General features: G+C 39.3%; 23 protein-coding genes. 21 read left to right on the top strand and 2 right to left on the bottom strand.

Translation table 11 applies throughout. The features are described from left to right. The first annotated feature begins 191 nt into the window (after positions 1-191). The 19 genes from JBW_RS05655 (at position 192) to JBW_RS05745 (ending at position 19,235) form a co-directional block, all read left to right on the top strand. Positions 192-485, top strand: a complete 294-nt coding sequence (locus JBW_RS05655; RefSeq protein ID WP_007957224.1) for a hypothetical protein — start codon at positions 192-194, stop codon at positions 483-485. A 143-nt stretch (positions 486-628) separates the two neighbouring features. Further along, entirely contained in the window at positions 629-1,024 is a 396-nt protein-coding gene (locus JBW_RS05660) for a nucleotidyltransferase substrate binding protein (protein ID WP_036681125.1), read from the top strand. A gap of 29 nt (positions 1,025-1,053) precedes the next feature. After that, positions 1,054-1,407 carry a nucleotidyltransferase family protein gene (locus JBW_RS05665; RefSeq protein WP_007957220.1) on the top strand — a complete coding sequence of 118 codons (354 nt, stop codon included), beginning with the start codon at positions 1,054-1,056 and terminating at the stop codon, positions 1,405-1,407. 109 nt (positions 1,408-1,516) lie between these two features. Next, a complete protein-coding gene (locus JBW_RS05670) occupies positions 1,517-2,236 on the top strand; it encodes a DUF6904 family protein (RefSeq protein WP_007957218.1) in 720 nt (239 codons plus the stop codon). A gap of 146 nt (positions 2,237-2,382) precedes the next feature. Continuing rightward, on the top strand, positions 2,383-2,886 hold the full coding sequence (gene nrdG, locus JBW_RS05675) for an anaerobic ribonucleoside-triphosphate reductase activating protein (protein WP_007957216.1): 504 nt from the start codon (positions 2,383-2,385) through the stop codon (positions 2,884-2,886). Between the two features lie 254 nt (positions 2,887-3,140). Next, on the top strand, positions 3,141-3,872 hold the full coding sequence (locus JBW_RS05680; RefSeq protein WP_007957214.1) for a GntR family transcriptional regulator: 732 nt from the start codon (positions 3,141-3,143) through the stop codon (positions 3,870-3,872). 160 nt (positions 3,873-4,032) lie between these two features. Next, positions 4,033-5,466, top strand: coding sequence for an N-acetylglucosamine-specific PTS transporter subunit IIBC (gene nagE / locus JBW_RS05685; RefSeq protein ID WP_007957212.1), 1,434 nt, complete (start codon positions 4,033-4,035; stop codon positions 5,464-5,466). Between the two features lie 152 nt (positions 5,467-5,618). Continuing rightward, complete coding sequence (gene murQ, locus JBW_RS05690; protein WP_007957210.1) at positions 5,619-6,497, top strand: N-acetylmuramic acid 6-phosphate etherase; 879 nt, start codon at positions 5,619-5,621, stop codon at positions 6,495-6,497. Continuing rightward, on the top strand, positions 6,494-7,633 hold the full coding sequence (gene nagA / locus JBW_RS05695) for an N-acetylglucosamine-6-phosphate deacetylase (RefSeq protein WP_007957208.1): 1,140 nt from the start codon (positions 6,494-6,496) through the stop codon (positions 7,631-7,633). The genes murQ and nagA overlap by 4 nt, the downstream gene beginning before the upstream one ends. Before the next feature lie 4 nt (positions 7,634-7,637). Beyond that, positions 7,638-8,390: a glucosamine-6-phosphate deaminase gene (gene nagB / locus JBW_RS05700; RefSeq protein ID WP_007957200.1), complete on the top strand. Its 753-nt coding sequence runs from the start codon at positions 7,638-7,640 to the stop codon at positions 8,388-8,390. A gap of 16 nt (positions 8,391-8,406) precedes the next feature. After that, on the top strand, positions 8,407-8,886 hold the full coding sequence (locus JBW_RS05705) for a PTS sugar transporter subunit IIA (RefSeq protein ID WP_007957198.1): 480 nt from the start codon (positions 8,407-8,409) through the stop codon (positions 8,884-8,886). 311 nt (positions 8,887-9,197) lie between these two features. Further along, positions 9,198-10,745, top strand: coding sequence for an acyl CoA:acetate/3-ketoacid CoA transferase (locus tag JBW_RS05710; RefSeq protein ID WP_007957197.1), 1,548 nt, complete (start codon positions 9,198-9,200; stop codon positions 10,743-10,745). A 25-nt stretch (positions 10,746-10,770) separates the two neighbouring features. Next, positions 10,771-11,952: an acetyl-CoA C-acetyltransferase gene (locus tag JBW_RS05715; RefSeq protein WP_007957196.1), complete on the top strand. Its 1,182-nt coding sequence runs from the start codon at positions 10,771-10,773 to the stop codon at positions 11,950-11,952. Between the two features lie 102 nt (positions 11,953-12,054). Next, positions 12,055-13,194: an acyl-CoA dehydrogenase gene (locus JBW_RS05720; protein WP_007957191.1), complete on the top strand. Its 1,140-nt coding sequence runs from the start codon at positions 12,055-12,057 to the stop codon at positions 13,192-13,194. A gap of 76 nt (positions 13,195-13,270) precedes the next feature. Beyond that, entirely contained in the window at positions 13,271-14,059 is a 789-nt protein-coding gene (locus tag JBW_RS05725) for an electron transfer flavoprotein subunit beta/FixA family protein (protein ID WP_007957189.1), read from the top strand. An 18-nt stretch (positions 14,060-14,077) separates the two neighbouring features. After that, positions 14,078-15,277, top strand: coding sequence for an electron transfer flavoprotein subunit alpha (locus JBW_RS05730; protein ID WP_007957188.1), 1,200 nt, complete (start codon positions 14,078-14,080; stop codon positions 15,275-15,277). Between the two features lie 212 nt (positions 15,278-15,489). Further along, entirely contained in the window at positions 15,490-16,350 is an 861-nt protein-coding gene (locus JBW_RS05735) for a 3-hydroxybutyryl-CoA dehydrogenase (RefSeq protein ID WP_036681167.1), read from the top strand. 163 nt (positions 16,351-16,513) lie between these two features. Further along, entirely contained in the window at positions 16,514-17,299 is a 786-nt protein-coding gene (locus JBW_RS05740; RefSeq protein WP_007957186.1) for a short-chain-enoyl-CoA hydratase, read from the top strand. A 208-nt stretch (positions 17,300-17,507) separates the two neighbouring features. Next, positions 17,508-19,235, top strand: coding sequence for a methyl-accepting chemotaxis protein (locus JBW_RS05745; RefSeq protein ID WP_007957185.1), 1,728 nt, complete (start codon positions 17,508-17,510; stop codon positions 19,233-19,235). Positions 19,236-19,367: 132 nt separating this feature from the next. Here the strand turns inward: JBW_RS05745 and JBW_RS05750 are convergent, their stop codons facing one another. Together JBW_RS05750 and JBW_RS05755 are read right to left on the bottom strand one after the other, a co-directional pair. After that, complete coding sequence (locus JBW_RS05750; protein WP_007931188.1) at positions 19,368-19,784, bottom strand: MaoC family dehydratase; 417 nt, start codon at positions 19,782-19,784, stop codon at positions 19,368-19,370. Positions 19,785-19,886: 102 nt separating this feature from the next. Further along, positions 19,887-21,284: a GntP family permease gene (locus JBW_RS05755; protein WP_007957184.1), complete on the bottom strand. Its 1,398-nt coding sequence runs from the start codon at positions 21,282-21,284 to the stop codon at positions 19,887-19,889. A 581-nt stretch (positions 21,285-21,865) separates the two neighbouring features. Between JBW_RS05755 and JBW_RS05760 the strand changes: the two genes are divergently transcribed. Both JBW_RS05760 and JBW_RS05765 read left to right on the top strand, forming a co-directional pair. After that, the gene (locus tag JBW_RS05760; RefSeq protein WP_007957183.1) at positions 21,866-23,956 is read left to right on the top strand and encodes a sigma 54-interacting transcriptional regulator; all 2,091 of its coding nucleotides are present in this window, start codon (positions 21,866-21,868) and stop codon (positions 23,954-23,956) included. Between the two features lie 74 nt (positions 23,957-24,030). Next, a complete protein-coding gene (locus JBW_RS05765; RefSeq protein WP_082076208.1) occupies positions 24,031-25,152 on the top strand; it encodes an IS30 family transposase in 1,122 nt (373 codons plus the stop codon). Positions 25,153-25,506: the final 354 nt, after the last annotated feature.

Consider the following 25,506-nt stretch of genomic DNA (forward strand, 5'->3'; position numbering starts at 1 on the left):
TATATTTCTAAATATATAAAGTAAAGACCATTAACGTACCCAGTAAGAATGATTTATATAAATTTAATTATACCTGATATTGCAAAGAGTTCCTAGTCACATTTAAAAAAGGTTATATGAGACTGCTTACTAATGCCTGGCAGTATAGAAAACCGGTGATTACTAACCAATAATATTGGGGGGGATGTACAATGGTAAAAAGTATATTCGATTTACTGACGACTGCTAGTGAGATGGAGAGTTTAGATGGCTTAGACTTGGAGAAAGTTTCTAGTGATTATTATCATGCCTATCAAAAAATGCTTGAATACCAGACACAAATTAAGCATGCATTGCCAGCAGAGATGCAGAAGATATTAATGGAATTAGATGACGAATATACCTGTATGCGGATAAGTGGCGGGGACGTATATTACCGTCAAGGATTTTCTGACGCAATGCGCTTGATAATGCAGACTTTAACATGGGGACCAGCAAGAAGTTGAGGTAGGAAAAACCAATGGCATAACGATGTTGTTTCAAGTATGATATTTGGATATAATGGTATTAATTAGTAAAAAATTACGAATTTGTACAAAATTTGTTGAAGAAAACTAATAGAAAATGAATGAAGGTGAACATATTTGTGATGAAAACTGATATCCGCTGGAAACAAAGATTCACTAATTTCAAAAAAGCCATCAATCAGCTAACTGAATTTGTGGAACAACCCCAGTTAAATAAATTTGAAGTGCAGGGTTTAATACAGTGCTTCGAATATACCTTTGAGCTTGCCTGGAAAACGAGTAAAGATTACCTGGAGCAGGAAGGCTTTGAGATTAAGAGTCCCCGGTCTGCAATACAGAAAGCATTTCAGGTGCAATTAATCAAAGACGGACACATCTGGATGGATGCACTGGAAAAAAGAAATTTGTTGGCTCATACTTATGATGAAAATGTGACAAAAGAAGCCGAAAAGTTAATCCGTACAGCATATTATCCCATGCTAATATCATTGTACGCTGAGTTGGAAAAGTTACTATAGTATACTGATGAACCTAAGGGAGAGTAAACATGAAATTTGGACTTAAAGAAGCGGATATAGCCTATATCGTTGCAGCACTTAGTAAATTTGATGAAATAAAAAAAGCGGCTGTATTCGGTTCGCGAGCCAAAGGCAATTACAAACCAGGTTCTGATGTAGATATTGCTGTCTTTGGTGAAGATATATCCTTTTCCACAATAGCACACCTACATTTCATGTTAGAAGAGGATAGTCCGATGCCCTATTTCTTTGATATTGTGGATTATACACATCTGGCTCACCAGGAGTTAAAAGATCATATTGAGAGAGTGGGGATAACGATTTTCGAAAGAGAAGATCTTAGAGATGATTCATTGCTACCACATGAAAAAGTTGAAACCTAACCATATTGGAATGTAAACTTAGAAAGGAAAATTAAAGGAGTTGCTCGGTAGTTGTTGAATTTCTAATATAGTAAAAGTTTTATGGAATTTACAAAATTGAGGGATCATAATGATATTTGTTAAACATACTCCTAATCATGCAGGAGTGGCTATATATGGTGATTGTTTAGATTTTGAGGAACTTTATGATGCATTGCATGATGTTGTTGGTAAGGAAAACCAATATACTGCCTACCAAGGTGTTCGTATTAGAGTGTTAGGGTTCTGTTATGAGTTGCGTCATGCTTTAATGGGGAATCGGGAATTTGAATTTGTTGACAATGGTATGGATGAGAGTCGGATGAAAGAGTTAGCAATGATTACGCCTAAGAAAAATATATATGTAGGCACTCATGTTTTATGGCCGGAAATATTGTTTATTATTATGTGTCTGAGTGATTTTATTTTGTTACGCCAGAAAAAAATCAAGTATCCAGAGTGGGATGCGAATACTGCTGCGGTCCATAAGTTTCAAGCGGCGGTTGTAGAGTGCCTAAAGCAAGTAGTAACGGAGACTTCCTATAAACGTATACTGAATATGATAACCCATGATTATACATGGTTTTACGGATATACAATACAATATATTGATATTTTAAATAGTAGATTTCTGGCAATGAATAAGGAAAAGCGCTTAAAGAGTGTACCAACCATAGCAAAGAGAATTGCAGAAATAGGCAATGAATATAGAACGGTTAGAGAGGAAATTTTGGAAGAAGCTCTAAAATATAATTGTCCTGCAGATGAGATTCAATATGACTGGGACTATCCTGAAAATATCCAGTGGTGAGTACGGATGAATAAGAGACGATTCTGTTTAAAAATGATATAATATTATTTTGATTACGAATGGATAATGATCTGAATCATTCCTATGATATTGACAGTGAGATGATTTATTGTCTGAAAGTGTAAAAACAGGGAGATTGGTGTGGTATGGTAAAAATTCGTTTAGCTTCTCAGATAACAACGGATTCGGTTGTAGATGGAAAAGGATTGAGAACGGTGATCTGGTGTCAAGGCTGTACTCATCATTGCCAGGGATGTCACAATCTTGATACCCAGGATTTGAATGGTGGTTTTGAACAGGAAATTGATGACGTAGTACAGGCTGTTCTAGCCGTAGAACTGCAGTCTGGGGTAACGTTCTCAGGTGGTGAACCAATGCTGCAGCCCGTTGCCTGTACTGCTATTGCTGAGCAATTGAAAGGTAGTGGCGTTAACATTTGGTGTTATACTGGTTTCACTTTTGAAGAATTACGGAATAGACCGGATTGTCTGGAATTTTTGCAATACATTGATGTATTAATTGATGGCAAATTTGAATTAGCATTGAAAAGTTATGATTTGTTATTCAAGGGTTCCGCTAATCAGCGCATTATTGATGTGCCTGAAAGCCTAAAACAGAACAAAGTGGTATTGTATGAACCATTGCCTTAAGAAAAAATATCAGTGCTAAGCAAAAAAATGATATAACCGCAGAGGCGCAGAGGCGCAGAGTACGCAGAGGGACATTTATAAATCCTATCTCTGTGTTCTCTGCGCCTCTGCGGTTAAAAAAATCGTACTCATTTAAATTTCAGAATAATCTTGAAAAAGATAATAGAAGTGTTATAATATAATTGTAAATGTATATACAACATGTCAATATGATGACATTTCAAATTTATGATTAATAATAAAGGTGGTAAGTCATGAAAAGAGTTGATAAAGATTCGCCGATTCCTTTGTACTATCAGTTGAAAAATATTATTTCCGAAATGATCGAAAATGAAGAACTAGCTGCAGATGAAGTTGTGCCAACAGAAAGAGAGCTGTGTGAATATCACGGAATTAGTCGAATGACTGCGAATAAAGCCATTGCAAGCTTAGTAAATGAAGGATTGCTATATCGGGAACGGGGGAAAGGAACCTTCGTTGTCAAAAACAAAGAAAAACATCCCCTGCACAATCTGTTGGGATTTACGGAAGATATGCAGCGGCGTGGTATGAGTATTCATACGAAAATGATCTCTTTTCAAAGAAAATCTGCAACGAAAAAATTGCAGCATGATCTGCAGTTGGAAGAGCAGGATGAAGTATTTGAAATTACTCGATTACGCTCTGTTAATGATGAACCCTATGCCATTGAGATGGCTTATTTACCAACAGCACTTTGTGAGGGATTAACGGCTGAGGCATTAGAGAATAATTCCTTGTATACCATTTTAGAAAAGCAGTTCGGTTTGCAGATTGAATATGCAAATCAGACCATCGAGCCTGTATTAGTAAATGATTATGAGAGTCAAATGCTGCAGGTGAAGCAAAAAACATTAGCACTTATGTTTTCACGATTAACCTATACAAAAAAGAATATTCCCTTTGAGGTGACAAAGTCCATTTATCGCAGCGACCGTTATAAATTTGAAATAACATTAAAGCGTTAATTGGTATTTGCTATGTGTATATGAGACAAATTTCAAAGTGACGTATGAATAGCACTAAATCGGCATTCTTTATTCTTTGGAAAGTACTATCAAGTTTTCTTTTTTGCCAGGTCATTTTGTAGTTTGTAATGTATAAATAAAGAATAGGGGGTTCATAGTTGTGGGAAATTGGTTTGGGAAACTGCAAAAGATTGGTAAAGCGCTGATGCTGCCAGTGGCAGTACTACCAGCAGCGGCTTTGTTGCTGCGTTTTGGTGCTCCGGATGTTCTTGATATTCCTTTTGTTATGAAAGCTGGAGGGGCTATTTTTGACAATTTGGCATTATTGTTTGCTATGGGTATTGCCATTGGTCTATCTCATGATAATGGAGGCGCATCCGGTTTATCAGGAGCCATCGGTTATCTAGTACTCACCAATGGTCTAAAGACCATTAATCCGGATTTGAATATGAGTGTGCTCGGGGGTATTCTAAGCGGCTTGGTAGCGGGCTATTTGTATAATCGATTTTATAATATTAAGCTTCCTGATTTCTTAGGTTTCTTTGCAGGGCGGCGTTTTGTTCCCATCGTGACGGCAGCTGCAGGAATCGTTATGGCAGGAATTTTTGGTGTGATTTGGGCACCCATTCAAAGTATCATCCATAGCATGGGTGAATGGATTATTGGTGCAGGATCCCTAGGATTATTTGTTTATGGGATATTCAATCGTCTACTCATTCCTTTTGGGCTTCACCACATTTTGAATAGTTTTGTTTGGTTTGTCTTTGGGAATTACACGGATGCCACCGGCAAGGTGGTAACGGGCGATTTAAATCGTTTCTTTGCGGGAGATCCTACAGCAGGCGGCTTTATGGCTGGTTTTTATCTAATCTTTATGTTTGCTCTGCCAGCAGCAGCATTGGCTATTTATACATGTGCGAAGCCTGAGAATCGCAGTAAAATCGGCGGTGCCTTATTATCAGTAGGATTTACTGCATTCTTGACTGGTATTACAGAGCCTATTGAGTTCATGTTTATGTTTTTAGCTCCGATGCTGTACTTCTTACATGCCATTATGACTGGCTTGGCGATGGCTTTAGTAAGTTCTATGGGGATTTTACATGGGTTTGGTTTTTCTGCGGGCTTGATTGATTTACTGCTGAATTGGGGTTTGGCAACGAAACCTGCTATGCTGATTCCCCTTGGTCTGGGGTTTGCTGCTTTATATTATGTGGTATTTGTGTGGGCTATCAAACAATTTAACATTCCTACACCTGGTCGTTTTGATGATGAAGCAGAGAATACAAAGTTAGACAATGTTGATAGTAGCGCCTTCTCTCTGAATCTTATGGAAAAGTTGGGAGGCGCAGAAAATATCGAGGTTGTCGATTCTTGCATTACTCGCCTGCGGTTAACTTTGAAAAATTCTGCTCTGTTAGATGAAAGTGAGATTAAAGCTTTAGGAGCAGCGGGTGTGATTAAAAGTGGTAATAGTGTTCAAATCATTGTAGGTACAAAGGCAGAAATGATTGCTGACGAAATGAAAAAGCTCTTAGTACAAAAACGAAATCACGTTACAAAAGATATACGTGATACTTCAACACCGAATTTCTAAAAAGAGGTATATGGAATTGAAGGTTGGAGTTGATGCGTGCATATCTTCAAGGTTCAATTCCTTTTTTCAATGGAAAGTGAAGGGAATAAATAAGGCTAGGATTCATTGGAGTGTTATTCCCTTTGAATCAAGTCTCTTTTCAGGAGGACCATATGGAGCAATGGAATCAAGATACCATAGAGATTGATGAGGTTTCTACCATTGAAATGGTAACTATGTTTAATCGGGAAGATGAGAAGGTAGCTGCTGCCGTAGGCAAATGCACTGAGATAATTAGTTCAGCCATCGACCTTATTGTGGAACGTATGGTAAAGGGCGGACGACTGTTTTATATTGGCAGTGGTTCAGGAGGAAAACTGGGACTGCTGGATGCAACCGAATGTCCGCCAACCTTTGGTACGGATGATAATACAGTGATTGGACTGATTTCAGGGGGAGAAGAAGCGCTCTCTGGCTGGCGGGAAGATACAGAAGATGATGAAGAATTGGCAATCAAAGATCTTAAGGCAAAAGGTTTTGGAGGCCACGATGTACTAGTAGGGATTAGCGCCAGCGGCAATACTCCTTATGTAATATCGGCGGTTTCTTATGCGAAAGACATGGGAAATAAGACAATTGGAATCTGCTGTTCCTTATCTGGAAAGCTGGAAAGTATCGCTGATGTGTGTGTGGTGGTGGATGTAGGGCCGGAAGTCATCATGGGCTCTACACGCTTAAAGGCGGGGACAGCACAGAAGATGGTATTAAACATGTTATCTTCTTGCGCTATGATAAAACTAGGGAAAACCTATCAAAATTTAATGGTGGATGTAAGGCCGATTAATCGTAAGTTAAAACAGCGAGTCCTGGATATCATCACTCTTGCTACCGGAAAAGGAGAAGCCTTTGCCCTGCAAGCCTTAACAAAGGCGAAAGGCAATGCAAAACTTGCCATTCTCATGCTGACATTGAATATCAACGCTACAATCGCTAATGCACTCCTTAAGAAACATAATGGATATTTGAAAAAAGCAATAAAGGATGAAGCATGATGAAAGCAATTGTGAATTCAAGAATTATTACATTGCAGGGAATCCTGTTTAACCATGCAGTTCTCTTTGAGGATCGAATTAGAGGAATTGTAGCAGAAACCCAGTTGGGTAAGTTTACGATCTCTGAGCAGTTTGATGGGCAGGGGCAATATGTATCTCCTGGATTTATTGATATCCATGTGCATGGCTGCAACGGGTTTGATACGATGGATGAGGATAAAAGAGCTTTAGCCGTCATTAGTGAAGGGCTTTTACAAACAGGTGTCACTTCTTTTATGCCAACAACCATGACCATGTCCATGACGAGGCTTGAACAGTCCATCGAGCATATTCGGCAGGCTATGAAAAAGAGCAGCGGTGCCCAGGTGCTGGGTTGTCATTTGGAGGGACCTTTTATTCATGAAGAGTATAAAGGCGCTCAGGATAAGCAGTATATCATTGCTCCTGATATAAAGAAGATTGAATCCTATTTGGATTGTATTAAGATAATTACTATTGCTCCTGAAATTGCAGGTAGTAAGGACTTTATTCAAGCTTGTGTGCAGAAAGGGATTGTGGTATCCATTGGGCATAGCAGTGCTACCTATGAACAAGGGATGGAGGCGATTGGATCTGGAGTTTCTCATATGACTCATACCTTTAATGCATTGCCGCTCTTACATCATCGTTTTCCTGGTGCCATTGGAGCAGCTATGGATAGTGATATTACCTGTGAACTGATCGCTGATAATTTGCATGTCCACCCCGCGATGCAGCGGATACTGCTAAAAGTAAAAGGTCTGGGGAAGATGATTCTGATTACTGATGGGATGCGGGCCAGCCTCTTAGGTGATGGAGAATATGATTTAGGCGGACAGAATGTAATTGTGAAAGATGGAGAAGCCCGATTGACTGATGGAGTGATTGCGGGCAGTATCTTGACTCTTAATAAGGCAGTGCGTAACTTCATGGAGAATACAGGTCTGGGCTTAGCAGAGGCGATTCAACTGGTCACCCTTAATCCTGCCAGGAAAATCAAGGTGGATCACGATAAGGGAAGCCTAGAGATTGGTAAGCATGCTGATATGATCTTATTTCATGATAATCTGGAGATTTCTGCTGCTTTTGTAAAAGGAAACTTATTATTCAGGAGGTAAACTAGTGCGTATCGTAATTGCTAAAGATTATGAAGATATGAGTGCGCGAGCAGCAAGGATTGTGGCTGGTCAAATTTATTTAAAGCCCAATAGTGTATTAGGAATGGCCACCGGCAGCACTCCCCTTTTAATGTATAAAGAGTTAATTAAAGTGCACAAAGAAGTCGGTCTGGATTTTTCTGAAGTGATAACCTTTAACTTGGATGAATATTTAGGATTACCAAAAGAAGATGAGCAAAGCTATTATTACTATATGTTTCATCATTTTTTTAATCACATTAATATAAAAAAGCAAAATATCTATATTCCCGATGGTATGGCACAAGATGTAGAAGAGGAATGCAGGGACTACGATAGAAATATTCAAAACATGGGAGGTATTGATTTACAAATATTAGGAATTGGCAATAATGGACATATTGGCTTTAATGAACCGGATATCAAATTTGAGGCTACTACCCATAGAGTTAAATTAGATGATGAGACGATTGAGGCCAATGCCCGATTTTTTGCAACGATTGAAGAGGTACCGCGCTTTGCCATTAGTATGGGGATTAAAACTATTATGCACGCGAAAAAGCTTGTACTCTTAGCTAGCGGTGAAAATAAAGCAGAGGTGCTTTACCACGCACTGTTTGGAGGGATCACTCCTGAAATACCAGCTTCAATTTTGCAGCTTCATCAAGATGTTACTGTAATTGTAGAAGAAAGCGCGGCTCATTTAGTCAAGCATAAATATCAGAATCATAGAATATAAATAGGAAGGTAGAAGTATGTTTCAGTTATTTCAGCGAAAAAAGGAACAGTTAATTCTCTTTGCTCCTGTTAAGGGGAAGGTTGTGGATATAACCAATGTTCCTGATGTTGTTTTTTCTAAGAAGATGCTAGGAGATGGTTTGGGGGTTGAACCTGATGAAAATGTGATTACAGCACCTTGTGATGGTACAATCATCCTGGTAGCAAAAACCCTGCATGCAGTCGCTATAGAAGCCCAAGGAGTCGAGATATTAATTCATATCGGCATTGATACTGTAATGTTAGATGGGCGGGGATTTACCCCTCATGTGAATATGGGAGATATAGTAAAGCAAGGTGATGCGCTAATTACTTTTGATAAGGACTATATTCTTCAGCAAGGTAAATCTGTAATGACACCCATTGTACTTACCAATATGGAAAAGAGCGTGAACCGTATAGAAAAAAGATTTAATAGCAGCGATGGAACAATTATGGGGATAGAAGTAAGAAAGTAAGTAATAATAAGATAAATAGTGTTAAACATCCTCCTATCAATTAGGAGGATGTTTAACACTATTTATAGACATATGAAAAAAGATGTACATAATTTTAGACAACTATGTATACATATATGGACGGGTTCTTCCTAATAAACTGTCTATTGCAATAGTAGAAATATTAAGAATTAGGAAGAAAAATGCAAAAAGATGTTATAGGTAGGAGGTTTTAAGAAGAATGCTGCAGACACTGTTTTTTTGCTCTGAAGATTGGCATAATAATTGCATAAGTATTAGTTAAAGATAGCTTGGTAAGGAGAGTCGATAATATGGCCAAGGTGATAAGTGCATTAGAAGCTGCAAAGCTTGTAAAAAGCGGTGATACAGTTGGTGTTAGTGGATTTGTTGGCAATGGACATCCAGAAGCATTAAGTGCTGCCATGGAGAAACGTTTTTTAGAAGAAGCTGGACCTCGTGATTTAACTCTATTTTACTGTGCTGGTCAGGGAGATGGTAAAGAGCTTGGTCTCAACCATTTCGGTAATGAAGGTATGGTAAAAAGAGCCGTTGGCGGTCATTGGAACCTAGCTCCAAAGTTAGGTAAGCTGGCTGTAGAAAATAAAATTGAAGCTTATAATTTTCCTCAAGGTACGTTAGCTCATCTAGCCCGCAATATTGCAGGCAGAAAACCTGGCGTAATGACAAAAGTTGGTTTGCATACTTTTGTAGATCCGCGAGTAGAAGGTGGAAAAATTAATGACGTTACCAAAGAAGATTTAGTTGAAGTCATCGAACTCGGCGGCGAAGAATGGTTATGGTATAAGCCTTTTCCGATCCATGTAGCCTTGCTAAGAGGTACGAGTGCTGATGAAAGAGGCAATATTACTATTGAGCATGAAGCTGTTTCCTTAGAAATTTTATCTTTAGCCCAAGCTGCTAAAGCATCAGGCGGTATTGTTATTGTACAAGTAGAACGACTGGTAGCTAATGGCAGTTTGCCTCCGATGAATGTAAAAATTCCTGGTATTGTTGTTGATTATATTGTAGTAGTGGAAGATATGAAACAGCATATGCAAACCTTTGCTGAACAGTACAATCCTGCTTATTCAGGTGAAGTTGCAGTGCCTCTGTCAGCTCTAACTCCGATGCCCCTTGATGAGCGCAAAGTAATCGCCCGCCGGGCAGTAATGGAATTGATTGCCGATTCTAAGGTGAATCTTGGAATTGGAGTTCCAGAAGGGGTGGCTTTAGTAGCGAATGAAGAAGGCATCGGCAATAAAATGACCTTAACCGTTGAGGCTGGTCCTATTGGCGGCGTGCCTGCTGGTGGATTAAGTTTTGGTGCAGCAACCAATGCCGAGGCTATTTTAGATCAGCCTTACCAGTTTGATTTTTATGATGGCGGTGGTTTGGATTTAGCATATTTGGGGCTGGCGGAAACGGATAAATATGGTAATATTAATGTAAGTAAGTTTAAAGGTCGTGTAGCTGGTTGTGGTGGTTTTATCAACATTACCCAAAATGCAAAGCAAGTCATTTTTTGCGGTACCTTTATGGCTGGTGGCTTGAAAGTAACGGTAACTGATGGCAAGTTAACGATTGTGAATGAGGGAAGAGCGAAGAAATTCATTGATCATGTAGAACAAATTACATTTAGCGGCAAATATGCTCAGGAAACAAACCAAACGGTTATGTATATTACAGAGCGGGCAGTTTTTGAATTAACGAGTGAAGGCATGATGTTGACAGAAATTGCACCTGGCGTCGATTTAGAAAAAGATATTTTGGCATTAATGGATTTTAAGCCGATTATTTCGCCAAATCTGAAATTAATGGATGCACGTATTTTTCATAATGAATTGATGGGCTTAAAATAATTTTTCAAAGAGGATGGTGTCTGTAATGAGAGAAGTAGTGATTGTAAGTGCAGTAAGAACGGCTGTTGGCAGTTTTAATGGATCGTTGGGGTCTTTTTCTGCTGTGGAATTAGGTAGTATGGTAATCAAAGAGGCAATTGCAAGAGCTGGCATAGAAAAAGAGAAGGTTGAAGAGGTTATTTTTGGTAATGTACTGCAAGCAGGTTTAGGACAAAATCCAGCTCGTCAAGCTGCGATCAAAGCTGGTATTCCTGTAGAAGTGCCATCGTATACCGTGAATAAAGTATGCGGTTCTGGCTTGAAAACAGTAAACTTAGCAGCACAGGCAATTATGTCTGGCGATGCTGAGATCGTTGTAGCTGGTGGTATGGAAAGCATGACAAACGCGCCTTATGTTCTTGATAGCAAAGTTCGCCAAGGCCTACGCATGGGACATTCTCAAATGAAAGATACTATGATCCAAGATGGCTTGTGGTGCGCATTTAATGATTATCATATGGGCATTACAGCTGAAAATGTTGCAGCAAAATTCGGAATTACCCGTGAAGCCCAAGATCAGCTTGCTTTTTCTTCTCAGCAAAAAGCAATAAAGGCGATTGAAAGTGGAGCATTTACGAAAGAAATATTGTCGGTCACCATCAAAGGCAAAAAAGGCGATATTATTTTTGATACGGATGAATATCCTAAGAGTGATGCAATGCTTGAAAAAATACAAGCACTGCGTACTGCCTTTAAAAAGGACGGTACCGTTACTGCAGGTAATGCTTCCGGAATCAATGATGGAGCGGCTGCTCTTGTATTAATGTCAGCTGACAAAGCAAAAGAATTAGGCATTAAACCGATGGCACGCATCCGCAGCTTCGCTGCAGCAGGGGTTGATCCTAGTATCATGGGGATTGGTCCAGTGCCAGCGGCACGCAAAGCATTGGCTAAAGCTGGTTTGTCAGTTGCTGACCTTGATCTGATTGAGGCGAATGAGGCTTTTGCCGCTCAATTTTTGGCAGTCGGTAAAGAGCTTGGTTTTGATCAGGAAAAAGTAAATGTAAATGGTGGCGCCATTGCTATTGGTCACCCGATTGGTGCAAGTGGAGCTCGTATTTTAGTGACTCTGCTTCATGCGATGGAGGCAAGAGATGCTAAGGTAGGTTTAGCAACCTTGTGTATCGGCGGCGGACAAGGCGTGGCAACTATTGTTGAACGCGTCTAAGATGGTCTAATGTAGTCCAATATCGTGTCAATAGATAAGCTATTGACACGATATTAAAAGATATATGTGACATTTTTCACAAAAAAGAGGAGGCTTATCAGTATGCAATTTCAATTAACGGAAGATCAACAAATGGTTCAAAAATTGGCACGTGATTTTGCAGAGAAGAGATTAGCACCAAGTGTAGCAGAGCGAGATGAAAAGGAAGAGTTTTCTCGTGAACTGTTCAATGAAATGGGAGAAATGGGCCTAACTAGTATTTGCTTTCCAGAGGCTTATGGCGGCGCTGAAGGTGATGTTTTAAGCTACATCTTAGCAGTGGAAGAATTATCAAAAGTGGATGATGGTATAGGCATTACCTTGTCTGCTACGGTATCCTTATGTGCATGGCCGATTTATGCTTATGGCACGGAAGAACAAAAGCAAAAATATTTAGTGCCGTTAGTGGAAGGCGAAAAGCTTGGAGCCTTTGGTTTGACCGAACCCAATGCGGGAACGGATGCAGCAGCGCAGCAAACCGTGGCAGTAGCTGATGGTGATGATTATATTTTAAACGGCAGCAAAGTATTTATCACCAATGGCGGTGAGGCTGAAACCTATGTGATCTTTGCTATGACTGATAAATCAAAAGGAACAAGAGGGATTACTGCATTTATCGTAGAGAAAGATATGCCTGGTTTTACCTTTGGTAAAAAAGAACATAAAATGGGGATTCATACTTCCTTAACAAATGAATTAGTATTCCAAAACGTTCGCTTGCCAAAAGAAAATATGTTAGGCAAAGTTGGCGAAGGCTTTAAGATTGCAATGAGTACCTTAGATGGCGGCCGTATCGGCGTAGCTGCTCAAGCATTAGGAATTGCCCAGGGAGCTCTTGACCATGCCATTAAGTATTCCAAAGAAAGAGTGCAATTTGGCAAACCAATTGCACAAAATCAGGCATTGGCTTTTATGATGGCTGATATGGCTACTAAAATTGATGCTGCCCGTCTTTTAGTGTATCGTGCAGCTTATTTGAAAGATCAAGGGTTGCCTTATTCCAAAGAAGCTGCTATGGCAAAATTATATGCATCTGATATCGCTATGGAAGTTACTACAGATGCTGTGCAGGTTTTTGGCGGCTATGGTTATAGTCGGGAGTATCCAGTAGAGCGTTTAATGCGTAATGCAAAAATTACACAGATATATGAAGGAACCAATCAAGTTCAGCGAATGGTTATTTCCGGCACAATATTGAAATAATGTTAAAAAGAAATTTTTGTAGGATTCCTTTACAGCGGTATAAAGATTTATGTAAAAGAACAGGGGGACTTATGTGATGGACATAGTAGTTTGTGTCAAGCAAGTGCCTGATACTACGGAAGTGAGAATTGATCCGGAAACCAATACTCTTATTCGTCAAGGGGTCCCAAGTATTGTGAATCCCTTTGACAAAAATGCAGTTGAAGCAGCGTTGCAGCTCAGAGAAAAGTATGGTGGTAAAGTTACCATACTTTCTATGGGGCCCTTACAGTCAAAAGAAGCGTTAAAAGAATGTTTGGCAATGGGAGCCGATGAAGCGATACTTCTAAGTGATAGGGCCTTTGGTGGTTCTGATACCTTAGCTACCAGTCATGCATTGGCAGCTGGTCTTCGAAAAATGGGTAAGGTGGATATTATTCTTTGTGGTAAACAAGCTATTGATGGGGATACGGCTCAGGTTGGTCCTGAAATTGCGGAACATTTAGGGATCACTCAGGTTACTTATGTATCTAAAATTAACACGGTAGATGAGCAAGTGATTCGTGTGGAACGAGAACATGAAGAAGGTTATGAAGTGATTGAGGCTCAAATGCCTGTTTTGCTGACGGTAGTGAAATCCATTAATGAACCGCGCTACCCCACCGTGAAAGGCACGATGAAAGCAAACCGCAAAGAAATACCCGTATGGACAGTAGATGATGTAGAAGTGGATCGGGATGCTCTTGGGCTAAAAGGTTCACCAACACAAGTACGTCGTATTTTTACTCCTGAGCGTCGTGTGCAGGGTGAAATGATGCAGGCCGATACGGCAAGAGAAGCAGCGACACTACTTGTCAAACGTTTAGTAGAAATAAAAATTATCTAAAAGTAGGGGGTGAAAAAAATGGCTGTAAAAGTGAACCCGGAAGAATGTATTGGCTGTACTGCTTGTGTAGGTGCCTGTCCCTTTGGAGCAATTGTCATGGAAGATGGTAAAGCATTGATTACAGATGCTTGTACTGCTTGTGGCGCTTGTATTGATGTCTGCCCTGTAGGGGCCATTCATCGGGAAGTGGAAGAAAAAAATGTTTCCATGAACAAAGACGAGTTTAAAGGCGTATGGGTTTATGTTGAACAAGTTGACGGGCAGGCACGCAATGTAGGGTATGAATTGTTAAATGAAGGTCGTAAACTAGCGGATGCTATGGGGCAGGAATTGGCAGGAGTACTCATTGGCGACAATGTTGATCAACTGACCAAAGAAGTGTTTGCCCGGGGTGCTGATAAAATTTATTTGGTAGAAGGCAAAGAATTTTCTCATTACAGTACAGACGCCTATACTATTACGTTAACGGATTTGATCCATACGTATAAGCCTGCTGTTATTTTAATGGGGGCAACCAATGATGGAAGAGATTTAGGACCAAGAGTAGCTGGTCGAGTTGGTACTGGATTGACTGCGGATTGCACGAATCTTGGTATTGATCCAGCCACCGGCTTAGTAGCCTGGACTCGTCCTGCATTTGGCGGCAATATTATGGCAACCATTTTATGCCCTGACCATCGTCCACAGATGGGAACCATACGTCCTAATGTTTTTAAACGTTCAGCGCCGGATTATACACGAACTGGTGAAATCGTAAAAGTAACCAGCAAGGTAAAAATGACGGATATTCGCACTAAATTGCTGGAGATTATCCGCGAAGGCGTTGCATCGGCTAATTTGGAAGAAGCTGAAATTATTGTCTCGGGTGGTCGTGGTTTATCAAAGCCGGAAAGTTTTGCTTTAATTGAGGAACTGGCCGATGTGCTGGGCGGAGCCGTAGGTGCATCCCGGGCAGTGGTTGATGCAGGTTGGAAACCGGCACTCTATCAGGTTGGACAGACGGGCAAAACTGTTGGTCCCAAAGTATATTTTGCCTGTGGCATTTCCGGCGCCATTCAGCATGTAGCTGGAATGTCATCCTCTGACATTGTTATTGCGATTAACAAAGATCCAGAAGCACCAATTTTCAAAATCGCCAACTACGGTATTGTAGGCGATGTAATGGAAGTCATTCCCGCTTTAATTGATGAGATTAAAAAGGTGAAAGCTGCGGGTTAGTTTGTCAATCACCGACTAGAAGGCAAGTTTTTTAAGAGTATAACATGATTGAACCGCAGGGGCGCAGAGGACGCAGAGGGAATTTAAATATTCCTAATCGCAACTCTCCTCTGTGCTCTCTGCGCCTCAAATCTTTTTATGCTTTTTTGCGTATTTTTATTATCAAAGTAGTATTTATCATATTTTACTTAAAATTAGAGGGGGATTTTTTGATGGAAATTAAACGCGTATTAGTTATTGGGGCTGGACAGATGGGGAGCGGTATCGCTCAAGTCATGGCACAAGGTGGATTAGACGTAATATTACGGGATATCAAAGATGAGTTTGTACAAAAAGGTATTAAAGGAATTGAAAAAAACTTAACTCGTGCAGTAGAGAAAAATAAATTGACTGCTGAAGAGAAAGAAGCAATCTTAAAACGTATATCTGGAGTGGTAGAATTAGATGCTGCTTCTTGCAATGTGGATCTTGTCATTGAAGCTGCTGTAGAAAATATGGACATCAAACGGGAAATCTTTCAAACATTAGATAAATTGTGTCCTGCTCATACTATTTTGGGAACCAATACTTCTTCCTTGCCTGTTACTGCAGTAGGAGCAACTACAAAACGCCCCGATAAAGTAATTGGTATGCATTTCTTTAATCCAGCACCAGTAATGAAATTAGTAGAAGTCATTAATGGCTTGGCAACGAGTGAAGAAACTTTTGCTGCGGTAAAAGCTCTTGCAGAACAATTAGGCAAAACACCTGTAAAAGTTGCTGATTTCCCTGGCTTTATCGGTAATCGTGTCGTGATTCCGATGATCAACGAAGCCGTGTTCACCTTGATGGAAGGAGTAGCTAGCGCAGAAGATATTGATAATGTAGCAAAATTAGGTTTTAATCATCCAATGGGACCGTTGGCGCTATCTGATTTAATTGGTAATGACACTGTGCTATATATCATGGAAGTACTGCATGAAGGTTATGGTGATCCTAAATATCGTCCATGCCCATTATTGAAGAAAATGGTACAAGCAGGTTATCTAGGGCGTAAATCTGGTAAAGGCTTCTATGACTATACGTTAAAATAAAATACATGATTAGGTAGAATCATTGCCTGAAAGGGCGAGGTTCAAAATAGCTTGGTTATGTGAAGAAGAAGGCAGGCTTATGCTAATGGATCATAGATTGGCATAAGCCTTAGTCCTTGTTTTAAATACTACGATTTTTAAAAAAATAGGAGTGTGCTAATACATGAGTCAATATACCAATCTTTTATTTGAGGTTAAAGACAGCATTGGGATGATTACGTTACATAGACCAAAAGCATTGAATGCTCTTAATACAGAATTATTACAAGAATTAAGTAACCTATTAGATCGTATAAAAGAAGATACATCAATTGGAATTGTGATTATTACAGGCAGTGGCGAAAAGGCCTTTGTCGCAGGAGCCGATATCGCTGAAATGCAAACATTAACTGCCATTGAAGGTCGTAATTTTGGCAAGATTGGTCAAGAGGTATTTAATAAACTGGAAAGTCTGCCTCAGCCAGTAATCGCTGCCATTAACGGCTTTGCTTTAGGCGGTGGATGTGAACTGGCAATGGCATGTGATATTCGTATCGCTTCTGAAAAAGCGAAGTTTGGACAGCCAGAAGTTTCTTTAGGGATTACTCCTGGTTTCGGCGGTACGCAGCGTTTGCCGCGACTGGTAGGTAAAGGACGCGCGAAAGAACTAATTTATACTGGTGATATTATTGATGCAGGGGAAGCCTATCGTATTGGACTGGTTAATAAAGTCGCAGCTCCTGATGAATTGATGAATGTAGCTAAGGCTATGGCAGAAAAGATCTTATCGAGAGCTTCCGTTGCTGTACAGTTGTCAAAAGCTGCTGTAAATGAAGGTCTAAATATGGATCTTGCATCAGGCATTGCCTATGAGGCAGAAGTCTTTGGCTTGTGTTTTGCCACAGAAGATCAAAAAGAAGGCATGACTGCATTTGTAGAAAAAAGAAAAGCCAATTTTTCTGGCAAATAGTAGATACAAAGAATACTATAACCTTTTTGGTCGTCGGATAAAATAAAAAACGGTCTTTAACGTAAACCTCTTTCAGATGCATGCAGTAGAATACATGTACTTACTGAAAGAGGTTTTTAAAAAAAAATCATGATCTATTACTTTCGGTAGAGGCGAAGAAAATGGTTTTCTGATAAAATAAATCAATTAAGGCAAAAGGAGGCTGGAAATGAAGATTGGTCAAAAAATTTCATTATCTTTAGCAGTAATTCTAGGTTTAATTGTAATTATGGGGGTTTATTCTATATGGTCGTCTGATAGAATAAAAGATGGTGTTGGAGATATACAATCCAGTAATGCCAGAGCCATTATTTCAGCAAAGGCTGAAAATGAATATACTGGCGCAGTGTTGGAAATCAGACGCTATATAGCAGATGGAGACGAAAAATATAGCAAGAACTTTGAGGACAAGTTAGGATCAGTCATTGAATTGGAAAAGCAGCTACTCAGTTTAACGCCCCAAGGAAAAAGAGCAGATGTAGAGAAACTAATTGATGATACAGAAAAGTATAAAAGTGGCGTAGTCACTAGGCTGATTCCTGTACTGCGGGAACAATATAAAGAAAAAACTGCTGGAAATCAGTTAAAGGCAAATGACCTATCTCAAACAAGCGGTATTATTACTCGTGAATTGACTCCTTTTGCTCAAGCTATACAGAAAGCCCTTCATACCAGCGTTGAGGCCAACTCCAATGATGCAATTGCAGAAGTTAGTCAGGTCAATCAAAAAGTATCGAGTGGTATTTATACCGCAATTGTATTAAGTATTGTTGCACTTGTATTTGGGATCATACTCAGCATTTATTTAACGAAGCAGATTACTTCACCGATCAGCAAAATTACCAATGATATCGATCTCATGGCAGGTGGAATTTTTACAGGCAAAGATGATGTGACACTGAAAGCCAGAAGTGATGAATTTGGGCATGTAGCTGATTCTCTTTCCAAAATGAAAATGAATTTGAAAGCTCTTATTCTAAATGTACAAGAAAAGACAGAACTGCTCGCCAGTTATTCTGAAGAATTGTACGTTAGTGCAGAACAGTCTGCTCAGGCTTCTGGTCAGGTAGCTGATTCGATCATGAATGTGGTGACAGGCACCGATAAACAGGCAAAATCCATCCATACCACTTTAGCTATAGTGGAAAAATCGGCAACGGATTCTAGGATGGTAGCTAGTAATGCGCAAAATACGGTTTCAACGTCCGATGCAGCTACTGCAGCTGCTGTAGAGGGCGAAAAGCTGATCACCTCAGCACAACGTCAAATGAATAGTATTGAAACTACAGTCGGAAGCTCAGCGCAAATCGTAGAAAAATTGGGCGAGCGCTCTAAACATATTGGACAAATCGTAGATACCATTACGGGAATTGCTGGGCAAACCAATCTTTTAGCACTCAATGCTGCGATTGAAGCGGCTCGTGCAGGAGAGCAGGGCCGGGGATTCGCCGTAGTGGCAGAAGAAGTACGAAAGCTGGCAGAGCAATCGGAAGATGCTGCCAAATTAATTGCACAATTAATTGGAGAGATCCAGCTTGAGACAGATCAAGCAGTTGTAGCCATGCATAGTGGCACAGAAGAGGTACGAATTGGTGGTAAAGTTGTAGCCGATGCTGGAATCGCCTTTCAGAACATTATACAACTTGTGAAAGTAATTACCACCGAAGTAACAGAAATCTCTAAATCAGGGGAAGATGTACTAGCCAGTAGTCAAGAGATTGTTGAAATCGTTCGTGAAATCAACGAAGTCACACAAGACACGGCAGCGCAAACTCAGACTGTATCTGCTGCAACGGAGGAACAAACTGCGTCCATGGAAGAAATTGCAGCTACTAGCCGTAGCCTTACTACTATGGCCGAAGAACTGCAAGTAGCAGCACATAAGTTTAAAATTTAAGAGTACATATTAAAAAGTCTCTTGGCATCACATTGTGAATACCAAGAGACTTTTTTCATGGTAGAGAAAGAGCGATTAACCGCAGAGGTGTTCTCTGCATCTCTGCGGTTAAAAACGTTTTTCTATGCTTAACTATTTTTTCATGACAGTGGCTTTACCATCAATCACAATAGTTCCTTCTTGATTGGTTACGAAGGTTCTAAAAATCAAACGATTTTTTGCTTCAATTTTTTCGATCACTTCAACGGTAGCCGTTACGGTATCGCCAATTTTTACAGGAGCTTTGAAGGCTAATTCTTGACCCATATAAATCGTATTTGCACCAGGTAAGGTAGTGCCTAGTACTGCCGAAATGAAGCCTGCTGACAGCATACCGTGAGCAATACGTTCTTTAAACATGCTGGTTTTAGCAAACTCAGCATTCACATGTACGGGATTGAAATCCCCAGTTAGACCAGCAAATGTATATACATCATATTCTGTTACCGTTTTAGACATGCTGGCTTTGTCCCCAACTTGAATATCCACAAATTTTACGTCTTGTATCATGAATAATACCCTCCCTTAATTAATTAGTATACTCTCGGTAAGCAACATATATAGCTGTACCAGGCAAAATATGAGCATGAGACTTTCCGAGAGACTTACTGATTACAGTATTCCAGTAGTCGTATGAATCAAAATAATTACAAATACCATCAAAGTTTTGATAGCAGTTAGTACAAAAATATCGCCATAAGAGTCTTTATGAGTCATTCCGCAAACTGCAAGCAGAGTGATTACAGCACCATTATGAGGTAATGTATCCATACCGCCGGAAGCCATAGATGCTACTCTGTGCAGAATTTCAGGAGACATGCCGATGGAATTTGCCCAGGCTAACCAATCTTTTGCCATTAAGTCTAGAGCGATGGACATACCACCAGAGGCTGAACCAGTGACACCAGCAAGAATATTTACCGTTACTGCTTCGGATACGAGAGGTGAGCCGCCCACTTTAATACTCATTAACGCACTGGAAATATTTTTAAAACCGGAAAGGGAAGAAATTACATTACCATAACCAACTTCAGATGCAGTGTTCATAATTGCTAACAAGGAACCAATGGCACCAGCGTTTAAGGATTTGGCTAATATGCCTTTGCCTAGGTTGTTGAAACCAAGAGCAATTGCCAGCAAGATACCACATACTAGGGCAATAATGAGTGACCAGATACTAATAACATTTTTAATGGATGCGGCAGTTAAAGGAAGTTTCATTGCTTTAAAAGGTTCAAGCATATTGGGATCCCATGTGAAGACTTGTGTCATAACATAGTTTACAACTAATACTGTTAACAATGGCAGAATCGCAACTTTAAAAGAAGGTAACTTAATTGTGGCTGAGGCCTCAGGCTCGTTTAATGTGTGTGCGCCATAGCCTTCACCGCGGTCTGCAGCTTGTTTACGGCGACGTTCTAACCAGATCGTACCCAAGGCAAAGATCAGAGTGCCGCCAATAAGACCTAAAATCGGAGCAGCATAGATATTGGTACCAAAAAAGTTAGTAGGGATCAAATTCTGGATTTGTGGAGTACCAGGCAAACAATCCATCGTTGCAGTAAAAGCTCCTAAGGCAATAGCAGCTGGTAATAATCTTTTAGGAATATCAGCTTCTTTAAATAATGCGGACGCAAAAGGATATACTGCGAACACGACTACGAATAAGCTTACGCCGCCATAGGTAAGTGCTGCACCAGCTAAAACAACTGCTAAAATAGCACGATCTTTTCCTAAAGATTTCATAATAGTGTGAGCTATACCTTTTGCAAGGCCAGTGTCTTCCATAATTTTACCAAAGACGGCACCTAATAAGAATACAGGAAAAAAGGATTTAATATACGTGACTGCTTTTGCCATAAATAGTTCTGTATAAGCTGGCATTAATGGTAGTCCAGACAGAGAGGCTGCTAACAAAGCAAACACAGGGGCAAACAGGATAACAGAAAAACCTCTATACGCAAAAAACATTAAAAGAAATAAACTTAAGATAATACCTACTACTTCCAAAATGATGACCTCCTCTATTTTAGTTTAATTATGAACCTAAAAGCAAGCTATTGTCTTGATAAGCCTCCTTTCGTTATATCTCTAAATATATGCAAATTTTGTGCCAATTCAAATTAGGGTGAAAATTAGTAGTTTACTGTTTTTTAGATGAGTATCTGTATAGATATATAGACAGTATGTACAAGAAAAGAGACATATATTTAGAACATAATAAATAATAGCCTTCCCAAGAACCTCTCCTTTTATTCCAAAAGGATACAATTGCTGAAGTTACGTTAATAATTATAGAGGGAGGAAAAAGATGAGATTTTCTGAACCACAAAGGCACAATGCCGCGATGCAGCACACAAAGGGAGAACGTTAACCGCACCTATCTATCTTTTCTCAGCGTCCTCTGCGCCTCTGCGGTTCGGGTATGTTTAGTGATTTTTTAAGAACATGTGGTATTTTACTTATTATAATTGAAATATTGTAAATTACCTATTATTTTGATGATGTCTAAGAATGAGTACACCAATTAGCAGGAATAATAGAAGAAATGTCTAATGGCTTATTATATAGAAGACATTTGGAGGTGGGAAATGCGTATACGGGATTTAATGAACATGAACGTAGTAACGGTGTTGCCTACTATGATGTTAAAGGAAGCTGCAGTCATTCTTAATAATGCTGGTGCAGACAAGGCACTAGTTGTTGATGATGATGGTAAATTAATCGGATTCATTAACCAACGAGGATTTATTAAGGCGGTAGCGATTAATAAGATAGAAGATCTTTGTGTTCAAGATATTATGACGAATCGTGTCGTTCCTTTGCTATATACGAAGAGTGTTAGTGAATTAAAAGAAGAATTTACTTTGAATGGATGCCCTTTTTTTCCTGTGGTAGATGGGGAAAATCGCCCAATCGGTATATTACACCAAAACGATGTAGTTACCTATTTATCAGACAGATCTTTGCTATTAGTAGAAGAAACCGAAGCCATTATTCAGTCTTTTTATAATGGTGTTACTGCAGTAAATGCGGAAGGAATTGTAACGTTATTCAATGCTGCTGCAGAATTTATTACTGGATTAACAGCTGATGCCGTAATTGGACATCATGTGGATCATGTATTGTCAAATACAGGACTTAGCCGAGTGTTAGAAACAGGGGTGACAGAAGTCAATCAGCAGCAAACCATTGGTAATTGTACGATTATTACGACTCGGTCGCCAATTTTAAATGGTAATAAAGTGATTGGAGCAGTGGCTGTTTTTCAAAATATTACAGAATTACAGACTGTTGCTGTTGAATTAGAGAATGTAAAGAATTTAAAGAGTACCTTAGAGTCTGCAATTGAGAGCTTCTTTGAAGGCATTGTAATTGTAGATCGGAGTGGTAAAATCACAATGATTAATCAATCCTATTGTGATTTTCTCGGAATCGAACGGGAAAGGGTGATTGGTCAGCATGTGGTTGATGTGATTCCCAATACGCGTATGCATGTGGTTGCCCAAGATGGTAAAGCAGAAATTACAGAAATCCAAAGGATAAACGACCATAATTGTGTAGTAACTCGTATTCCTATTGTAAAAGATGGTGAAACAGTTGGGGCGGTAGGAAAAGTTGTATTTAAAGATGTGAAAGATTTAAAAATATTATCAAACAAGCTCAATAAACTAGAATTTGAGCTAGAGTATTATAAGGAAGAGCTGCGCAAAGCCTATGGAGGTAAATATACCTTTGACAGTATTATAGGGACGAGTGAGAAAATGCAATGGATGAAATCCATTGCACTAAAGGCAGCTAAAGGAAATTCTACAGTACTAATATTAGGAGAAAGTGGTACCGGAAAAGAAGTATTCGCCCAATCCATTCATAATGGAAGTATCCGGAATAATGGTCCTTTTATTAAAGTTAATTGTGCAGCCCTCCCAGAAAACCTGTTGGAAACAGAATTATTTGGCTATGATGAAGGAGCCTTCACAGGAGCAAAAAAAGGCGGGAAACCAGGTAAGTTTGAATTAGCCAATCGGGGGACGATCTTCTTGGATGAAATTGGTGATATGCCAATTTCCATGCAGGTTAAATTGCTCAGAGTACTCCAGGAGCGAGAGTTTGAACGGGTCGGGGGAACCAAGACGATAAAGCTGGATCTGCGGGTGATTGCTGCTACCAATCGAGAACTGACGAAAATGATAGAGAAAGGTGAGTTTCGTCAAGATTTATATTATCGCCTGGATATTATCTCTTTAGCCATTCCTCCATTGCGGGAACGTACGGAAGATATACCCGCGCTATGTGACATGCTGTTAAAAAAGATTAACAAGCGAGTGCAGCATGACGTTGAAGGAATCGCAGCAGCAACATTAAAACTATTAATGGCTTATAAATGGCCAGGCAATGTTCGCGAGCTGGAAAATGTGTTAGAAAGAGCATTGAATTTGATGGATGACCATGAAGTGTTAATCGCACCTGAACATTTACCTCCCATAGTAAAGAAGGTGAATAAAGAAAGCGAACCCATTGAAGTTTCCGATAATTTGGCTGAGATGCTGGATGATACAGAAAAGCAGGCAATTTTAAAGGTATTAGAAGAAGCCGGCGGTAACAAGAGTAAAGCGGCGAAAATTTTGGGAATTCATCGATCTGGATTTTATCAAAAGTTACAGAAACATAACATAAAATAAGATGGTTTATGATTTACACAAAAAGATGGTAAGTTGTAAAATTAAATGCCGTAAGGCAGAAAAATAAAAGGCTCATGGGAATCCGGTATATAATGTTAAGCGACCAAGCAAAAACATTACCGGAGGAAAAACCCATGAGTCAAAAAGATTATACCGTAGAAAACAAGAAAAATAAACACATAACAGAAAAAGAACGATATACGATAGAAATTTTGCTGAAGGAAAAGTTGAAGGCCAGTGAAATCGCTAAGCGATTGGGGAAGCATCAGCGAACAATTGAGAGGGAAATAACAAAGGGGAAAATACGCCTTCTAAACAGCGATTTAAGCTATCGTGAAGAATATTGCGCAGATCGTGGGCAGGCGGTGTACAAAGCTAATGGGACGAATAAAGGATGCAATTTGAAGATAGGTAATGATCATCAGTTGGCCCAACATATTGAAGAACTAATCGTGAAAAAGAAATATGCACCGGATGCTGTAATAGGACAAATTAAGGCAAAGGGCCTGAAGTTTAAAACAAGCATCTGCACAAAAACATTGTATAACTACATTGATAAAGGAATTTTTGCGAACATAAGCAATCGGGATTTACCTGTAAAAAAAGATAAGAAAAAAGGCATATATAGACGGGTAAAAATCGCACATAAAAATTTAAAAGGCACAAATATAGAAGAAAGACCAATTGAGATAGAGCACAGAGCAGAATACGGTCATTGGGAAATGGATTGTGTAGTTGGCCCACGCAAAGGTAAGGGTGCAGTTTTATTGGTTTTGAGCGAGAGATGTAGTCGAGAAGAAATCATTTGTAAAATGCCAGGAAAAACGCAAGAATCAGTAAAAGCAGCAATGGATAAGTTGGAAATAAAATACGGGAAACGCTTTAGAGCAAAATTTAAAACAATAACTGTAGATAACGGCAGTGAGTTTTTAAACTTTAAGCAAATTGAGCAATCAATACGTGTTCCTGAGGAGTCCAGAGTGAAAGTATACTATGCACATCCTTATAGTTCATGGGAGCGCGGAACTAATGAAAATATTAATAAAATGATCCGTCGTTTTATTCCTAAAGGTACCGATATTGGTAAAATTACTCAAGCACAAATTAAAAGAATCGAACTATGGATAAATAACTATCCACGAAGAATCTTTGGATATCAGTCTGCGAGCGAGGTAGCTAGTAAGATAAGTGCATAAACAAACATTTTTGTTGTCGAGGGAAGGTCTAATATCTAACATTATATGGATTTCCATAATATGGACGGCATTTAAACTTGCAATTTATATTTACACAAAAAGATTAATGAAAAAGTTGACATGATGAAAATATAATGTTATAATGACAGAGATCAATATCGAAAGCTAAGAGCCGTCATATTTGACGGCTTATATTTATATAGAAATTGCAAAAGTAATCGAGTATGTTCTGGCAAAGCAATACAAAAAGTCGATTGTAAAAAATGATTGGTAGATTAGAGTTGTTCTCCTTTAAAAAAGAGTAATCATAAATCCTGTCTCTGCATATCCTATAAAGTAGTGGTAATGTTGATT

It is taken from the genome of Pelosinus fermentans JBW45 (assembly GCF_000271665.2).
Lineage (GTDB): Bacteria > Bacillota > Negativicutes > DSM-13327 > DSM-13327 > Pelosinus > Pelosinus baikalensis.

Bases quoted from the DNA above. Each gene is read 5' to 3' on its own strand.
- JBW_RS05655 (WP_007957224.1), top strand. From the start codon at position 192: ATGGTAAAAAGTATATTCGATTTACTGACGACTGCTAGTGAGATGGAG.
- JBW_RS05660 (WP_036681125.1), top strand. From the start codon at position 629: ATGAAAACTGATATCCGCTGGAAACAAAGATTCACTAATTTCAAAAAA.
- JBW_RS05665 (WP_007957220.1), top strand. From the start codon at position 1,054: ATGAAATTTGGACTTAAAGAAGCGGATATAGCCTATATCGTTGCAGCA.
- JBW_RS05670 (WP_007957218.1), top strand. From the start codon at position 1,517: ATGATATTTGTTAAACATACTCCTAATCATGCAGGAGTGGCTATATAT.
- nrdG (WP_007957216.1), top strand. From the start codon at position 2,383: ATGGTAAAAATTCGTTTAGCTTCTCAGATAACAACGGATTCGGTTGTA.
- JBW_RS05680 (WP_007957214.1), top strand. From the start codon at position 3,141: ATGAAAAGAGTTGATAAAGATTCGCCGATTCCTTTGTACTATCAGTTG.
- murQ (WP_007957210.1), top strand. From the start codon at position 5,619: ATGGAGCAATGGAATCAAGATACCATAGAGATTGATGAGGTTTCTACC.
- nagA (WP_007957208.1), top strand. From the start codon at position 6,494: ATGATGAAAGCAATTGTGAATTCAAGAATTATTACATTGCAGGGAATC.
- JBW_RS05705 (WP_007957198.1), top strand. From the start codon at position 8,407: ATGTTTCAGTTATTTCAGCGAAAAAAGGAACAGTTAATTCTCTTTGCT.
- JBW_RS05710 (WP_007957197.1), top strand. From the start codon at position 9,198: ATGGCCAAGGTGATAAGTGCATTAGAAGCTGCAAAGCTTGTAAAAAGC.
- JBW_RS05715 (WP_007957196.1), top strand. From the start codon at position 10,771: ATGAGAGAAGTAGTGATTGTAAGTGCAGTAAGAACGGCTGTTGGCAGT.
- JBW_RS05720 (WP_007957191.1), top strand. From the start codon at position 12,055: ATGCAATTTCAATTAACGGAAGATCAACAAATGGTTCAAAAATTGGCA.
- JBW_RS05725 (WP_007957189.1), top strand. From the start codon at position 13,271: ATGGACATAGTAGTTTGTGTCAAGCAAGTGCCTGATACTACGGAAGTG.
- JBW_RS05730 (WP_007957188.1), top strand. From the start codon at position 14,078: ATGGCTGTAAAAGTGAACCCGGAAGAATGTATTGGCTGTACTGCTTGT.
- JBW_RS05735 (WP_036681167.1), top strand. From the start codon at position 15,490: ATGGAAATTAAACGCGTATTAGTTATTGGGGCTGGACAGATGGGGAGC.
- JBW_RS05740 (WP_007957186.1), top strand. From the start codon at position 16,514: ATGAGTCAATATACCAATCTTTTATTTGAGGTTAAAGACAGCATTGGG.
- JBW_RS05745 (WP_007957185.1), top strand. From the start codon at position 17,508: ATGAAGATTGGTCAAAAAATTTCATTATCTTTAGCAGTAATTCTAGGT.
- JBW_RS05750 (WP_007931188.1), bottom strand. From the start codon at position 19,784: ATGATACAAGACGTAAAATTTGTGGATATTCAAGTTGGGGACAAAGCC.
- JBW_RS05760 (WP_007957183.1), top strand. From the start codon at position 21,866: ATGCGTATACGGGATTTAATGAACATGAACGTAGTAACGGTGTTGCCT.
- JBW_RS05765 (WP_082076208.1), top strand. From the start codon at position 24,031: ATGGGAATCCGGTATATAATGTTAAGCGACCAAGCAAAAACATTACCG.